The following is a 13740-nucleotide window of genomic DNA, read 5'->3' as shown; positions in this document are numbered from 1 at the left end:
CAGAAATTACAAGTCTTTTATAAGCTATAATTCGACACCTCAACGCCACACTACCCAATTTTTTAACAAGCTACCGAGTTAAGATTCTGGATGGCAATGCGATCGTTCTAAAAATCTTTGTAACAGATGAATTGACTGTAAGAACGTAGATTTGTACGCTTGTAATCAACGCTATATCACGAATGTTGTGAAATGGCATGACTTGTCATGGCATGAAAAATCAGAAAAATAGTGTGTGCAATTTCAGTATTAAAGCGGAAACAACATAAACTCACTTACTGAAATTCCGCAATTGCCACCAGGACAACTGCAAAAACGCAGTGTAGCCTTTAACTAGAAAAACAGCATCAGGCAATTGTTAAACAAAATGCCAACCACCACTAAACTTTAATAATATTTGTTGTTCTTATGACTCCAAATCCAAAACACACCAAAATTCAATTTCCCCTTTGGCACTATCTGAATCAGCCTTTATTTAATCAGGATACTAAATTAGTATTGAATCCCCAACGGTTTGCATTAATCTGGCGTCTTCGACTTTTAGAACGCTGCTGGGCTAAAGAATGTGATGCCAAAGGGCCTCAACAGCATTAGATACCTCAAAAGCCGTAAAACTAAGCCTCGTCTAGAGAACGAGGCTTTTTGCCATCAAGTAAAGCACTGACAGTCATATCTCCCATAACATTAATTGCAGTGCGGCAGCGATCCAGAAACCAGTCTACAGTAACTAGCAAAGCAATGTATTGGGTGGGTAAGCCTACAGAAGTGAACACTAGTGTCATCGTTACCAGTCCAGCATTAGGAATATTCGCCGCACCTACAGATGCAAAAATTGAGGTAAGGATGACAATTAATTGCTGTCCCAGACTTAAATGTTGCCCAATTAGTTGGGAAATATACAACGCAGACATTGCTTCATAAAGGGCAGTGCCATCATTATTGAAATTTGCCCCGACTAATGACCCCAAAGCAGCAGAAGATTCCCTTAAACCGACTTTTGTTTGCAAAACCTCAAAGGTTACGGGCATTGCCGCAGCAGATGAAGAAGTCGAGAAAGCTGTCAAAAAGGCATCAGAACCGCCAGCTAGGAATTTTAGCGGGTGTACCCAAGAACCAAATTTTACTCTGGTGAGGTAGTAGCACGCCTGCAACACTAGTGCTAACAGCACCGACACGATAAATGCACCCAAAGATTTAAACGGTGCAAATCCTTGCATCGCAACGGTTTTAGCAACAATCCCAAAAACTGCGAAAGGCACTAAGGCAATTACCCAGTTGAGGATACGGGCCACCGCTTCAAATAAAATCCCGATGACATCCTCTATCGGCTGATATCCTTTTTTCCCTTGAGCAATTTGTTCAGATTTTAATGCCCGCAAAACGATGCCAAAACTCAGGGCAATCACAATTAGTTGAATGACATTATTATCAACTAATGGCTTCAAAACAGCTTCCGGTACAGCATCTTTGAGTATTCCCCAAGGATCAACACTCTGAGTAGTTATTTCTGTAGTTGTTGAAGTGGCTACATTGCCCCAAGTCCCCGGACGCAGCACATTTGCTACGAGAAGCCCCACTAAAATAGCTACGGTAGTGTTAGTTAAAAGTAGTACTGCTAACCGCCGTCCGGCTGTACCAGGGATATTCGTAGTCATTAAGGTATGCAGCACCGCTACCAAAATCAGGGGCGTAGCTAGGGCGCGGAGAGCCTTTAGCACTAACTCAGCCGGAATTGCTAAATTGTTGATTAAGGTGGCATTGCTGGGATTGGGATTCCCCGCACCAAGGGCAATTCCAACGCTGACTGCGGCTACTAGGGCGATGAGAATTTGCAATGTGAGAGGGATACGCCCCCACCAAGGGCTAGCTTTGGTTTTAGCCGAAGTAGTACTCTCTGTTTGACTCATTAGTTAGATGCTGATTAACTACTGTAACTATTAAAACAACACTTATGACAGTGATAATTTCGGAAAAAGAACAGCTTTAATTTTAGGTAAAAACTGTTAATCTAAGATTCCGTTGCTTTGCAAAATCTAGCTCGAAAGGGTATACCACAAGGTAGGCCCCTAGAGATATCTTGGCTTGTGGTTGGAGATGCTTATGTCCTTTGTGCCTTTACATATTCATAGTGACTACAGTCTACTTGATGGGGCAAGTCAGCTACCAGAGTTGGTGGATCAAGCGATCGCACTAGGAATGAAAGCGATCGCTCTTACTGATCATGGCGTCATGTATGGAGCTGTTGAACTGATCAAAATCTGCCGTAGTCAAAATATTAAGCCGATTATCGGCAATGAAATGTATGTAATTAACGGCGATATTGAAAAACAAGAACGCCGTCCCAAATATCACCAAGTCGTTTTAGCTAAAAATACTAAAGGGTACAAAAATTTAGTCAAATTAACCACAATTTCTCACCTCAAAGGTGTCCAAGGTAAAGGAATTTTTTCTCGTCCTTGTATTAATAAAGATTTACTAAAACAATATCATGAAGGCTTGATTGTCACCAGTGCTTGCTTGGGTGGAGAAATTCCCCAAGCGATTCTCAGTAATAGACCAGATGCAGCCCGAAAAGTTGCTCAGTGGTATAAAGATGTATTTGGTGATGATTATTATCTAGAAATTCAAGACCACGGTTCTCAAGAAGACCGGATTGTGAATGTTGAAATCGTCAAAATTGCGCGGGAACTAGGGATTAAAATTGTTGCTACCAATGATTCGCATTTTATTTCTTGTTTTGATGTTGAAGCCCACGACGCTTTGCTATGTATTCAAACTGGCAAGCTAATTATTGAAGATAAGCGGATGCGTTATAGCGGCACAGAGTATCTCAAATCTGGTGAAGAGATGCAGCAGCTATTTCGTGACCATTTACCTGATGATGTAATTGCCGAAGCGATCGCTACCACTGAAGAAGTCGCTGATAAAGTCGAGCCTTACCATATCATGGGTGAGCCTCAGATTCCTACGCCCCCAATTCCCTCTGGTCATACTGCTGACACTTACGCCGAAGATGTTGCATGGAGTGGACTTTTAGAACGCTTAAATCGCAAATCTCGCCAAGAAGTTGATTCCGTCTATAAAGAAAGATTGGAATACGAACTAAAAATGATTCAGCAGATGGGTTTTTCTAAATACTTTTTAGTTGTATGGGACTACATCAAATTTGCTAGAGATAATAACATTCCTGTAGGGCCAGGTCGCGGCTCTGCGGCTGGTTCATTAGTTGCTTATGCAATGCGAATTACTAACATTGACCCTGTGCATCATGGGCTACTATTTGAGCGATTTTTGAACCCAGAGCGCAAATCCATGCCTGATATTGATACAGATTTCTGTATTGAACAAAGAGATAAAGTTATTGATTATGTAACTGAGAAATATGGTGCAGATAGAGTTGCCCAAATTATTACTTTTAACCGCCTAACTTCTAAAGCCGTTTTGAAAGATGTCGCCAGAGTATTAAATATTCCTTATGGGGAAGCTGACAAAATGGCGAAATTAATTCCTGTAGTGCGGGGGAAACCAACGAAACTCAAGGTGATGGTTTCCGATCAAACCCCAGAACCAGAGTTTAAACAGAAATATGATAAAGAACCTCATATTCGCCATTGGCTTGATATGGCGATGCGAATTGAAGGAACTAACAAAACTTTTGGTGTTCATGCAGCAGGTGTAGTAATTTCTGCCGATCCACTTGATGAGATTGTCCCGCTACAGAAGAATAATGACGGTTCTGTAATTACCCAATATTTCATGGAAGACTTGGAATCAATGGGTTTATTGAAAATGGACTTTCTGGGTTTACGGAACCTAACGTTGATTCAAAAGACTGTTGATTTGATTCAAGAAACAAGAGGATATCGGGTTGATCCTGATGAAATTCCCCGCCAGGAAAGAAAAGCCCAGAAGATATTAGCGAAAGGCGAACATAGCAGTCTACCTAAAGATGTCCAAAAAACTTATGAATTATTAGAAGCAGGTGAGTTAGAAGGGATATTTCAATTAGAATCTTCTGGGATGCGTCAAATCGTGCGAGATTTGAAGCCTTCTAATATAGAAGATATTTCTTCAATTTTGGCACTTTATCGGCCGGGCCCATTAGATGCAGGGCTAATTCCTAAGTTTATTAACCGTAAACATGGTCGAGAAAACATTGATTATCAACACACCATTTTGGAAACAATATTAGACGAAACTTATGGAATTATGGTCTATCAAGAGCAAATCATGAAAATTGCTCAAGATATGGCTGGATATTCTTTAGGACAAGCTGACTTACTGCGTCGGGCGATGGGTAAAAAGAAAGTTTCTGAGATGCAAAAGCAGCGAGAAAAATTCGTGGATGGCGCAGCTAAAAATGGTGTACAAAAAAAAGTTGCGGATGAATTATTTGAGCAAATGTTAAAGTTTGCTGAATATTGTTTAAGCTATGACACGGAAATATTGACAGTAGAATATGGATTGTTGCCAATTGGAAAGATTGTAGAAAAAGGCATTGAGTGTACTGTGTACAGCGTTGATAATAATGGAAATATTTACATCCAACCTGTAGCACAGTGGCACGATCGCGGACAACAAGAGGTGTTTGAGTATTGTTTGGAAGATGGTTCATTTATTCGGGCAACAAAAGATCATAAATTTATGACTGTTGATGGTCAAATGTTGCCAATTGATGAAATATTTGAACGGGAATTGGATTTAATGCAGGTAGATGGTTTGCCAAATTGAGAAAAGAGGCAGTGAGAGTATCAGAGTCTTCTGGCTAAAAATGTGCCGCTAATCAGGGGGTCGCTGCCTCATTAGCGGCGATCTTTATAGAGAAAGGCTGATGCTATGCTTACTATAAAAGGGCTTGAGGATACAGTACGATGAAAACTCGCAGCTTTGCAGTCCTCATTTATAAAGAGGCTCTTCTTATAACTTTATGAATTCACTATTTTGTTATTCTGTCAATGCGTAAGTCCTAAAATCTTCTCTATTTCTCCTCTCTCTGTGTTCTTTGCGTCTCTGTGGTTAGTTTATTTCTTTCTTGGAAATCCCTAATTAAACGTCGCACTGATTGGTTTGGCAATATTTAGCATTATCTATAAACTCTTGCAATTTATTCAAGGGAATTATCTGAAATGATGACCCACCCTGCACCTCAGCAGTTATGTAAGCAAACTTTTGTCCACGATAAAACTGGTCACGTCCAACTTTGGTGATATATCGGGACTTCTGGAAATCATTGGCAATATTAGAATTATAAATATTTTGTAACAATTTCACTGCATTAGCATTTTTTGTGGTGAATTTAAGGCGTTTATCACCACTAACGGTTATACCTTCTTTATTCACTATCCCATTTTGAGAAGTGACATCAGCATAAAAGTATAATTTTCCCTTTGTACCCTCGTAGCCGTGGGCTTCGCTGTTGTATCTCAGTGTTGGTAGTTGAGGTCTGGTCTTTGCCCACTTAACAACAGTACTGATATTTTGCTCTGGAAGCGCATTTGCAGGAGTGACTGCCAAAAGAACTGCGATCGCAGACAGTGTAGCATTAAATAGATAATTAAATTTACAACCTTGTCTCATAGTATTTTCCCTATATAGAATGCTGATAGCTAAACCTTAATTCGACGATATTGAAGAATTATTTCCCGTTGGCGTTATTTATGAATATTTAACTATTAGTAGCAAAAATAACTTAACATCGACTAATGACTACTGTCCACTGACATTGCCATAGGCAATTTGATTTCAACTAAAATTTTGTATAAGTTGTAATAATCGTAGGGTGGACACTGCCACAAACATCAAAATAGAGGCTTCTGGCATCAGTAGACCGTGCCTAGCCTATTTCTTAGTTACAAAACTTAGATTTTGTCTCAGCCAAAAAAGAGTATGTACTCTTAAGACTGGATGTATCTAAGCTACAGGTTCTACACAGTTCTTAATAAACCAGCTTTGAGAACGCAAAACGTTCTAATCTAAAAGCTAACCGGGTTAATTTACTGGCAGTTTTGCAGGCACTACTCTCAAGCTTATAAAGCACAGACGCACCGATGTGTCAAGCCTCAAAGCGATCCAGACTTAACACATAAATGATTATGATGGGAGTTTTACAAATCCGATGAGTGTTAAGGCAAGTGGTGGAAGCTCAGTTGCGCGTCCGCAACTATATCAAACCCTAGCTGTAGCGACAATTACCCAAGCCGAGCAGCAAGACCGCTTTTTGGGAAGTGGTGAATTAGATGAACTGGCAAGCTATTTTGCATCTGGTGCAAAGCGTCTAGAAATTTCCCAGACGCTGACGGATAATGCCGAGATTATTGTATCTCGGGCTGCCAACCGGATTTTTGTCGGTGGTTCACCAATGGCTTTTTTAGAAAAGCCCAGAGAAGTAGAAATAGTACCTGTTAGTGCTGGTGCTAATGTTCAGCAAGGGATGCAACTGGGAACTGTAACCTACGTTGAAAGTCGTGGTGGGTTCCTAGAAAATTTACGCTCAATATTTAACTCATCCCCCAGTGGCCCGACACCTCCGGGTTTCAGACCAATTAACATTGCTCGATATGGCCCAAGCAACATGGCCAAGAGCTTGCGGGATTTATCCTGGTTCTTGCGCTACGCTACTTATGCGATCGTTGCTGGCGACCCCAACATCATAGCGGTGAACACACGGGGTTTGCGGGAAATAATTGAAAATGCCTGCTCTGGTGAAGCAACGCTGGTAGCTTTGCAAGAAATCAAAGCTGGGTCACTTTCCTTTTTCCGCAAAGATCCTGAGGCTACAGAGATTGTGTCTCAGTACATGGATGTTTTGTTAACAGAATTCAAAGCAGCCACACCTTCAAATAAAGTCCGCCAACGCCCCTCTAGCGACCAGCAAGGGTTGGATCTGCCGCAAATTTATTTTAATGCGGCAGAACGGCGTCCCAAGTTTGTAATGAAAACTGGGTTGTCAAGTAGCGAAAAAAATGAGGTAATCAAGGCTGCATATCGGCAAATCTTTGAGCGCGATATTACCCGTGCTTATAGCTTGTCGATATCTGATCTAGAATCCAAGGTGAAAAATGGCGACATTTCCGTAAAGGAATTTGTCCGTCGTCTAGCTAAATCTCCCCTTTACCAAAAACAGTTTTACCAGCCTTTTATTAACAGCCGAGTCATTGAACTAGCTTTTCGTCACATTTTGGGACGGGGGCCAAGTAGCCGCGAAGAAGTACAAAAATACTTCTCGATTGTTTCTAACGGTGGTCTGCCAGCTTTAATAGATGCCTTAGTAGATTCTGCTGAATACAGCGACTATTTTGGCGAAGAGACAGTACCTTACCTCCGGGGTCTTGGTCAAGAGGCACAAGAATGTCGCAACTGGGGGCCGCAGCAAGACCTGTTTAACTACAGTGCGCCTTTCCGCAAGATACCTCAGTTTATAACCACATTTGCTGCTTACGAACAACCACTACCAGACCAACATCCCTATGGTTCTGGTAATGACCCCTTGGAAATTCAATTTGGGGCGATTTTCCCGAAAGAAACTCGCAACCCCAGCACCCGTCCGGCTCCTTTTGGCAAGGATACTAAGCGCATCCTGATTCACCAAGGCGCAGGGATTAATAACCAAAACAGCAATCCCAACGCGCGGGGTGAAGCTCCTGGTACCCTTGGTCCCAAGGTGTTCAAGTTAGATCAACTGCCTGGTACTATTGGTAGAAAAGCTGCCAAAGGTTCTAGCGTCAGATTCTCCGAAAGCTCCACGCAAGCAGTGATTAAAGCTGCTTACCTGCAAGTTTTCGGTCGCGATCTTTACGAAGGTCAGCGCCCGAAGGTATTGGAAATCAAGCTGGAAAACGGCGACATCTCTGTACGAGAGTTTATCCGTGCTTTGGCTAAGTCAGATGTATTCCGCAATTTGTACTGGTCATCGCTTTATGTTTGTAAAGCGATCGAATATATTCACCGCCGCTTGTTGGGTCGTCCTACTTATGGTCGTCAAGAAATCAACAAGTACTTTGATATCGCTTCTAAACAGGGCTTTTACGCGGTAGTTGATGCCATTATTAACAGCGTAGAATACAGCGAAGCATTTGGTGAAGATACAATTCCTTACGAACGGTATCTGACTCCTGGTGGTGTATCAGGGCGACAATTGCGTGTTGGTAGTATTCGTGAAGATGTTGCAGCGAAAGTTCAGAAGGAAGTAACGCCGAGCTTTGTGACATTGGGTACAGTAACAGAAAATCGGTCAGAACCAGATATTCAGTTCCGCATTAACCAAGGCGTCAGCAAGCAACGCGAACAAAGCAAAATCTTCAAATTGGTGGCGAATACCAGTGACAAAGTTGCAGTGCAAACTTTGATTAGTGCTGCGTATCGCCAGATTTTTGAACGGGATATTGCACCCTATATCGCCAAAAATGAATTTACGGCGTGGGAAAGCAAGCTGGGTAATCGCGAAATTAGTGTGAAGGAGTTTATTGAAGGTTTGGGTTATTCTAACCTCTACCTGAAAGAGTTCTACACACCTTACCCCAACACCAAAGTGATTGAGTTGGGAACCAAACACTTCTTGGGACGTGCGCCACTAGACCAAGCAGAAATCCGTAAGTATAACCAGATTTTGGCTACTCAAGGTATTCGTGCCTTTATTGCTGCTTTGGTAAATAGTGTGGAATATAACGAGGTATTTGGTGAAGATACGGTGCCTTACCGTCGCTTCCCGACCCTACCTGCGGCAAACTTCCCGAATACGGAGAAGCTGTACAACCAGCTTACCAAGCAAAACGATGACGTAGTTGTACCGAGCTTTAAGCCAGTGCAAGCCCGCGTTGGAGCTGGCGATACGCCGCTTTTGACACAGGCGATCGCAGATATAGCAGCGCAAACAAATGGTCAGCTTTCCTTTGCTGAACTGGGTCGTTCCTACAACTATGGAAACGGACAATCAGTGGAAGTGGCTGTGCGTAAACATGCACGTATTTACCGTCTAACTGAAACCACAAGCCAAGCCGAAAGACAACAGGCAATTAACGCCATTTACCGTCAAGTCTTGGATGTATTTAGCGGTGAAGTGCCTGATAATTTCCGCCGTAGTGACCTAGAGGGCAAACTCCAAAATGGTGAAATTTCTGTCCGGGAGTTTGTGCGTCAACTAGCTAGTTCCGAAATCTATCGCCAGCGCTTCTTATCACCTTATCCTCATGCCAAGGTGGTTGAGTTACTCTTCCGTCACCTGTTGGGGCGTACACCCGCAGATCAGGAAGAAATTCGCCAATATCACAATCTGCTAGCTGATAGTAGTTTGTTGGCTGCTGTAGAAGCAATAATCGATAGCCCAGAATATAGCCGTTACTTCGGTGAAGATGTTGTACCTTACAACCGCTTTCCAATAGGGAATAGGGAATAGGGAATAGGGAATGGGGAATAGGGTACAGATTATTTACTGTCCCCAGTCCCCTGCCCCCTTCGTAACCTTTCGTAATATTGCTCTCAGATTAAGGCTAAAACTCGAAATTCTGAAAAAGAATATTACAAAGTGTTAAGAGCAGTAATAAATGCTCAACAGAATGCCGGAAAATGTTTTGCGGAAGGTAACTGAGTTTCAAAGCTTGTTTACTAGTGTTGACTCAAGAAAACTCGTAATTTATTAGCCGTAACAGTTATTAAACTGTTGTATCTAAAAGAACGAGAAAAGAAACTCAGTGAACCGAATTTAAAGTCGCACTAGTTTAATCAAATCCTGGTTTCATTCGTATTTGGAGGAATCCATTAATGAGTATCGTCACGAAAGCTATCGTGAATGCTGATGCAGAAGCTCGCTACCTCAGCCCTGGTGAATTGGATCGGATCAAATCCTTTGTTGCTACTGGTGAGCGCCGTGTGCGGATTGCTCAAGTTTTGACAGAGAATCGTGAGCGCCTGGTTAAGCAAGCTGGCGATCAACTGTTCCAAAAGCGCCCTGATGTTGTGTCTCCTGGTGGTAACGCTTACGGTCAAGAATTGACTGCTACTTGTCTGCGTGACCTAGATTATTACCTCCGCCTCGTTACCTACGGTATCGTTGCTGGTGATGTTACCCCCATCGAAGAAATTGGTGTTATCGGTGCCCGTGAACTGTACAAGTCCTTGGGAACTCCTATTGATGGTGTTGCTGAAGGTATCCGTGGACTGAAAAATGTAGCTACTACATTGCTGTCTGGTGATGATGCTGCTGAAGCTGGTACTTACTTCGACTACTTAGTTGGTGCCCTGCTATAGGGTGATGCTGTTTCTCTGCCGAAACACAAGTATTGCAATACGGTTGGAAATAAGGAATTAACAACATGGCTCAAGACGCAATTACTGCTGTAATTAACTCCGCAGACGTTCAAGGTAAATACCTAGACTCTTCTGCTTTACAAAAGCTAAAAGGCTACTTCGCAACTGGCGAACTGCGAGTCCGGGCTGCTAGCACCATCAGTGCTAACGCTGCTGCGATCGTTAAAGAAGCTGTAGCAAAATCTTTGCTATACTCTGACATCACTCGTCCCGGCGGCAACATGTATACCACCCGCCGCTATGCTGCTTGCATCCGTGATTTGGACTACTACCTCCGCTATGCCACCTACGCTATGTTAGCTGGCGATCCTTCCATTTTGGATGAGCGTGTATTAAATGGCTTGAAGGAAACCTACAACTCTTTAGGAGTTCCCGTTGGTGCTACCGTGCAAGCTATCCAAGCAATCAAGGAAGTAACCGCTAGTTTGGTTGGTTCTGATGCTGGTAAAGAAATGGGTGTTTACTTAGACTATATCTCTTCTGGCTTAAGCTAAGAATTAGTTTGCGCTTAAGAATTTAGCTGCGACTTTATTAAGGTCTGGAAATCAACCGTGAGTGCTAGAACGTTATATTGCTTATCTTGGTAAATTATCAGTGATGAGTGTTGGTGGTCTAGTATTGATGTTTGATTTCCAGCCTTTGAATGATTAAAAGATTTGCACTCAAGATTTTGAGATAAAAAAAGTTTTCACAAATTTTACAGGAGATTTTCAAAACATGGCCCGTTTCTTTAAAATCACCGCTCTAGTTCCTAGCCAAACCAGAATTCGTACCCAACGCGAACTCCAAAATACTTACTTCACTAAGCTAGTTCCTTATGAGAATTGGTTCCGCGAACAGCAACGCATTCAAAAAGCAGGTGGCACAATCATCAAGGTGGAACTAGCAACTGGTAAGCAAGGCGCTAATACTGGCTTGATTTAATTGCTGTAGATAAAACATTATTTTAGAGAATTGGTAAGGGGTCAAAAAAGACCTCTTTTTTGTGGCTAGGATTTTTGAAAATCAGTGCATAAATAAATATTTAGGATGACTTACAAGTAGAACTACAGATAGAAAGCAGGAACTTGTTAAACCAATTCGCAATTCGCAATGACGCTCGTTCCTCGCTAACGCTGCGCTAACGCAATTCGCAATTACGTTTTGTGACGGGGATTTAGACCCCGACACAAAACGTGCTGCCTATCTTGCTGGGGACTTAAACCCCCAAAGTTCGTTAACATGAAAATTCGTATAGCACAAAACGTTATTTAGGTTGTAGCCAAGAAAGCTTTCAGTTGTTTCTATAAAAATAGATAGTTACTCCTTTATTCCGAAGAAGTGCGGAATGTGGGTTGAAAATTATTATTTTTATTATTGTGGCGATCGCACTGCTACACTATCACCTGGTGTTGAAGGCCATCTCACCGTCAGAATAGTACAGTCAGACTGAGCAACCCAACAATGTGGCACACCCGCAGACCACAGCACATAATCACCCTCACGAGATAGAATCATCTCGCGATCCTCAAACTGAAGGCAAAATTGGCCATTAATCAAAATCGAAAGAGTCGCGGCTGTATCATTTACTCCCCACTCAGTTCTACTGTCTCCTGCTTTATGGACACCCCACTTTATTTCTAGTGCTGTGGTTGAGCGAGGATCATCATCTGGGGTGATGAAGTAACCCATAAACCAACCCCAGCGATTTGCACCTTCGCTAGCAGCATTCCCAAAAATAACTTTAGGCTGCATCACTCACCTTCTTCATTCATAACTAATTAAAAAAATATAGATGAACACAGATAATTAATTATCAAAATTATCTGCGTCCATCTGCGTCCATCTACGGATTTAGATTAAGTTGAGTTCGACTAACCTCTTTCTACCTCTTTCTTTGGAAGAAGATCGAGCTGGCTTTGCAAGGTGATAGATAAAAGTAAGTTAGCATACACCGTAGCTACTCTTGACTGGGAGCAGCAGGTTGTGATTGAAGCGATTGAGGTTGTTGGCGTAAACGGCGCAAAGAATCCCGCAACTTGTTCTGGCTAGTGTTATCTCGCCGCCGCCGCCGATTTGTGGTTGATTGTGGCTTTTGTGATGAATCGGTAGCCCTTTGCTCACGTTGGATACTGCTTCCTTGAGTACGAGTTGTCGTAGCTCCAGATGATGAGTTTGTAGGAAGACTTTCCTCTCTTTGAGGTTCCAGTCGCCGACTAAATCCAGATATTGCTGGTTTTCTGACTGTAGATCCATTAGATGAAGGTGGCAACTCTCTGCGCCTACGTCCTGGAGTTTCCTGTGTGGAGTTTGCAGCCGTTGTCTGCCGAGTTTTTTCTTCTGCTTGTCTTCGTGCTTGCCGTTCTTGAACTTGACGCGATCGGCGTGAACCTTTTATGGCAAATTCAGTAGCTATAGATACCCCTTGTCTACCACCTTCTGCGGGTTTTAATTTCCAGTTACGCGCTTGTCTCATGGTTTCTTCATCCAAGTCACGGTTTCCACTGGAACGAGCAACCCGTACATTGGTAACATTACCTTGTGCATCAGTATCGACGGCTACTTCTACTCTGCCTTCAACTCCTCGCCGTCTTGCTGCCTCTGGATACTTGGCACTACATTCGCGGCAGGCTGCACGACCGTTAGCATTACCTGAACTATTAATTTTTGGAGTAATTTTTGGAGGTGTTGGTGCTGTTGGCGCTGTTGCTACTGGCGGACGGTTTGTTGGTTCATTGCCTATACTACTGCCTGTACCACGACCAATTCCAGTGCCAGTTCCTCCGCCAGTGCCAGTGCCAGTACCTCCACCAGTGCCAGTACCAGTTCCTCCGCCAGTGCCAGTACCACTACTTGTACCTACAGCAATACCACTACCTGAGCCTAAACCAACACCAGAGCCGCCACCGCCACCTTGAGGAGCAACAGTTGTCACAGGGACGAATGGCTTGGGAGCAATTTGCGTATTTGTTGGCTGTGGATTTTGAGTAGTTTGTTTTGGTTGCTCAACTGGCTGAATTTGAGTAGTTTGTTTTGGTTGTTCAACTGGTTGAATTTTCGGTCTTTCAATAAATTCTTGTACTGTTTTTTGTACTGGCGGAGTTTCTATAGACTGTTTTTGAACAACTTCTGGTAATTTCTTGGGTTCTTCTGGAATTTTTTCAAGCGGTTTTTCTGGTTCCGCAGCCGGAGAATCAACGATCGCTAACTCTATCGCATCATCATCTTCTTTAGGCACTCTCGTCAAATAATTACCTATGCCTGAGGACAGTACGCCGATATGCAGCGCCAGTGAACCTATCAGACTGTAAGTCAGAAAAGACTTGAGAGCCTCAACTTCTTTGGAACGTTGCTCGACAGTAATGCCAGAAAAGCTCATAGCTATTGCTACCTATTCTCACTAATTTAGCTATTTTAGAATGCAATGTTACAAATATCAAGTAAAAAATTAAAATTACT

General features: G+C 42.7%; 10 protein-coding genes. 6 read left to right on the top strand and 4 right to left on the bottom strand.

The features are described from left to right. The first annotated feature begins 408 nt into the window (after positions 1 to 408). Entirely contained in the window at positions 409 to 594 is a 186-nt protein-coding gene (locus tag CDC33_RS03220; protein ID WP_109007269.1) for a hypothetical protein, read from the top strand. Between the two features lie 20 nt (positions 595 to 614). Here CDC33_RS03220 and CDC33_RS03215 read toward each other — a convergent pair whose 3' ends face one another. Continuing rightward, positions 615 to 1907: a dicarboxylate/amino acid:cation symporter gene (locus tag CDC33_RS03215; RefSeq protein WP_109007268.1), complete on the bottom strand. Its 1293-nt coding sequence runs from the start codon at positions 1905 to 1907 to the stop codon at positions 615 to 617. Positions 1908 to 2100: 193 nt separating this feature from the next. Here CDC33_RS03215 and CDC33_RS03210 point away from each other — a divergent pair, with 193 nt between their 5' ends. Beyond that, positions 2101 to 4731: a DNA polymerase III subunit alpha gene (locus CDC33_RS03210; protein ID WP_109007267.1), complete on the top strand. Its 2631-nt coding sequence runs from the start codon at positions 2101 to 2103 to the stop codon at positions 4729 to 4731. A gap of 315 nt (positions 4732 to 5046) precedes the next feature. Here the strand turns inward: CDC33_RS03210 and CDC33_RS03205 are convergent, their stop codons facing one another. Continuing rightward, complete coding sequence (locus CDC33_RS03205; RefSeq protein ID WP_109007266.1) at positions 5047 to 5577, bottom strand: hypothetical protein; 531 nt, start codon at positions 5575 to 5577, stop codon at positions 5047 to 5049. Positions 5578 to 6115: 538 nt separating this feature from the next. Between CDC33_RS03205 and CDC33_RS03200 the strand changes: the two genes are divergently transcribed. The 4 genes from CDC33_RS03200 (at position 6116) to CDC33_RS03185 (ending at position 11226) form a co-directional block, all read left to right on the top strand. Continuing rightward, on the top strand, positions 6116 to 9391 hold the full coding sequence (locus CDC33_RS03200) for a phycobilisome rod-core linker polypeptide (protein WP_109007265.1): 3276 nt from the start codon (positions 6116 to 6118) through the stop codon (positions 9389 to 9391). A gap of 365 nt (positions 9392 to 9756) precedes the next feature. Further along, positions 9757 to 10242: an allophycocyanin subunit alpha gene (gene apcA / locus CDC33_RS03195; RefSeq protein WP_109007264.1), complete on the top strand. Its 486-nt coding sequence runs from the start codon at positions 9757 to 9759 to the stop codon at positions 10240 to 10242. 65 nt (positions 10243 to 10307) lie between these two features. Next, complete coding sequence (gene apcB / locus CDC33_RS03190) at positions 10308 to 10796, top strand: allophycocyanin subunit beta (RefSeq protein ID WP_100899351.1); 489 nt, start codon at positions 10308 to 10310, stop codon at positions 10794 to 10796. Between the two features lie 223 nt (positions 10797 to 11019). Then, on the top strand, positions 11020 to 11226 hold the full coding sequence (locus CDC33_RS03185; RefSeq protein WP_109007263.1) for a phycobilisome linker polypeptide: 207 nt from the start codon (positions 11020 to 11022) through the stop codon (positions 11224 to 11226). Positions 11227 to 11655: 429 nt separating this feature from the next. On the opposite strand, the gene CDC33_RS03180 is transcribed toward CDC33_RS03185, so the two are convergent. Continuing rightward, complete coding sequence (locus CDC33_RS03180; protein WP_109007262.1) at positions 11656 to 12036, bottom strand: cupin domain-containing protein; 381 nt, start codon at positions 12034 to 12036, stop codon at positions 11656 to 11658. A 205-nt stretch (positions 12037 to 12241) separates the two neighbouring features. Next, positions 12242 to 13660, bottom strand: coding sequence for an energy transducer TonB (locus CDC33_RS03175; RefSeq protein WP_109007261.1), 1419 nt, complete (start codon positions 13658 to 13660; stop codon positions 12242 to 12244). Between the last annotated feature and the right edge of the window lie 80 nt (positions 13661 to 13740).

This window comes from Nostoc commune NIES-4072, from assembly GCF_003113895.1.
In the GTDB taxonomy this organism is placed as follows: domain Bacteria; phylum Cyanobacteriota; class Cyanobacteriia; order Cyanobacteriales; family Nostocaceae; genus Nostoc; species Nostoc commune.
This window is presented reverse-complemented; position numbering and strand designations above follow the sequence as displayed.

Bases quoted from the DNA above. Each gene is read 5' to 3' on its own strand.
- CDC33_RS03220 (WP_109007269.1), top strand. From the start codon at position 409: ATGACTCCAAATCCAAAACACACCAAAATTCAATTTCCCCTTTGGCAC.
- CDC33_RS03215 (WP_109007268.1), bottom strand. From the start codon at position 1,907: ATGAGTCAAACAGAGAGTACTACTTCGGCTAAAACCAAAGCTAGCCCT.
- CDC33_RS03210 (WP_109007267.1), top strand. From the start codon at position 2,101: ATGTCCTTTGTGCCTTTACATATTCATAGTGACTACAGTCTACTTGAT.
- CDC33_RS03205 (WP_109007266.1), bottom strand. From the start codon at position 5,577: ATGAGACAAGGTTGTAAATTTAATTATCTATTTAATGCTACACTGTCT.
- CDC33_RS03200 (WP_109007265.1), top strand. From the start codon at position 6,116: ATGAGTGTTAAGGCAAGTGGTGGAAGCTCAGTTGCGCGTCCGCAACTA.
- apcA (WP_109007264.1), top strand. From the start codon at position 9,757: ATGAGTATCGTCACGAAAGCTATCGTGAATGCTGATGCAGAAGCTCGC.
- apcB (WP_100899351.1), top strand. From the start codon at position 10,308: ATGGCTCAAGACGCAATTACTGCTGTAATTAACTCCGCAGACGTTCAA.
- CDC33_RS03185 (WP_109007263.1), top strand. From the start codon at position 11,020: ATGGCCCGTTTCTTTAAAATCACCGCTCTAGTTCCTAGCCAAACCAGA.
- CDC33_RS03180 (WP_109007262.1), bottom strand. From the start codon at position 12,036: ATGCAGCCTAAAGTTATTTTTGGGAATGCTGCTAGCGAAGGTGCAAAT.
- CDC33_RS03175 (WP_109007261.1), bottom strand. From the start codon at position 13,660: ATGAGCTTTTCTGGCATTACTGTCGAGCAACGTTCCAAAGAAGTTGAG.